The 1,125-nt window shown below is 38.7% G+C and carries 1 protein-coding gene; it reads left to right on the top strand.

Annotation, left to right across the window (positions count from 1 at the left end; genetic code table 11):
• Positions 1-135: 135 nt before the first annotated feature.
• Positions 136-1,125 (top strand): PQQ-dependent sugar dehydrogenase (locus tag WFK35_RS22865; RefSeq protein WP_336734947.1); only part of this gene is annotated, 990 nt, incomplete at its 3' end.

Here is a 1,125-nt window from a genome sequence, read left to right as displayed (position 1 = left end):
TAAAATCATTGTAATTTATATCTGATTTTTATTTCATTTAAATAATACCCCTTAATAATATTCACGAATAATAGCCTTTTTCTTAAAGGAATACTTTTTGTAATCTCTCAGAAACAAAATCACAACTTACAATATATGAAAAACTACATTCTACCAGTGTTAGCTTTACTGACGTTGAGCTGTAAAGAGAATAAAAATGATAAAACAGGAAGCGATACTGCGGTCACCAAAACAGATACTCTGAAACTTCCTGCACCGGATGAAAAAAGCAGTAAAACAAAGTTTAGTAACGTTCTTGGCTGGCCGAAAGGAAAATCGCCTGTTGCTCCGGGAGGATTTACCGTAACCAGATTTGCAGAAAACATTAAAAGCCCCAGAAACATGATTCAGGCTGAAAACGGAGATGTTTTTGTGGTTTTATCCAATTCTGAACGTACTGTTTCCGAGAAGATTAAAAATGACGTCAGTGGTAAAAGTGATGCTGAGGTAGGAGGAAAATCGGCTAACAGAATCATCCTTTACCGCGATGCCGATAAAGACGGAGTTCCGGAATCTTCAAGTGTCTTTCTTGCCAATCTTAATCAGCCTTATGGGATGTTGATTATTAAAGATCAGTTTTACGTGGCAAATACCGATGGTTTATGGGTTTATCCTTACAAATTAGGAGATACGAAGATTACAAAACCGGGGAAAAAGATTGTAAATCTTCCCGCAGGAGGATATAACAATCACTGGACGAGAAACCTGATCACCAATAAGGATCAATCTAAAATCTATATTTCAGTAGGTTCGGGAAGTAATGTTGGAGAAAACGGAATGGATAAAGAGGTGAGAAGAGCGAATATCTTGGAAGTAAATCCTGATGGAAGCGGGGAGAAGATCTATGCAGCCGGTCTCAGAAATCCCGTGGGAATGAGCTGGAATCCGGTAACGGGAGAACTTTGGACAGTTGTGAATGAGAGGGATGAATTGGGAGACGACTTAGTTCCGGATTATCTTACCAGTGTAAAACAGAATGCTTTTTATGGCTGGCCGTATTCCTATTTCGGTAAAAATGAAGATCCGAGAAGAAAAGGAGAAAGACAGGATCTTGTACAGAAAACCATTGTTCCGGATGTTCCTTTG

It is taken from the genome of Chryseobacterium sp. VD8 (assembly GCF_037149975.1).
Taxonomy (GTDB): domain Bacteria; phylum Bacteroidota; class Bacteroidia; order Flavobacteriales; family Weeksellaceae; genus Chryseobacterium; species Chryseobacterium indicum.
The sequence above is the reverse complement of the archived record's forward strand: the minus strand, read 5'-3'. Positions and strand labels throughout refer to the sequence as shown.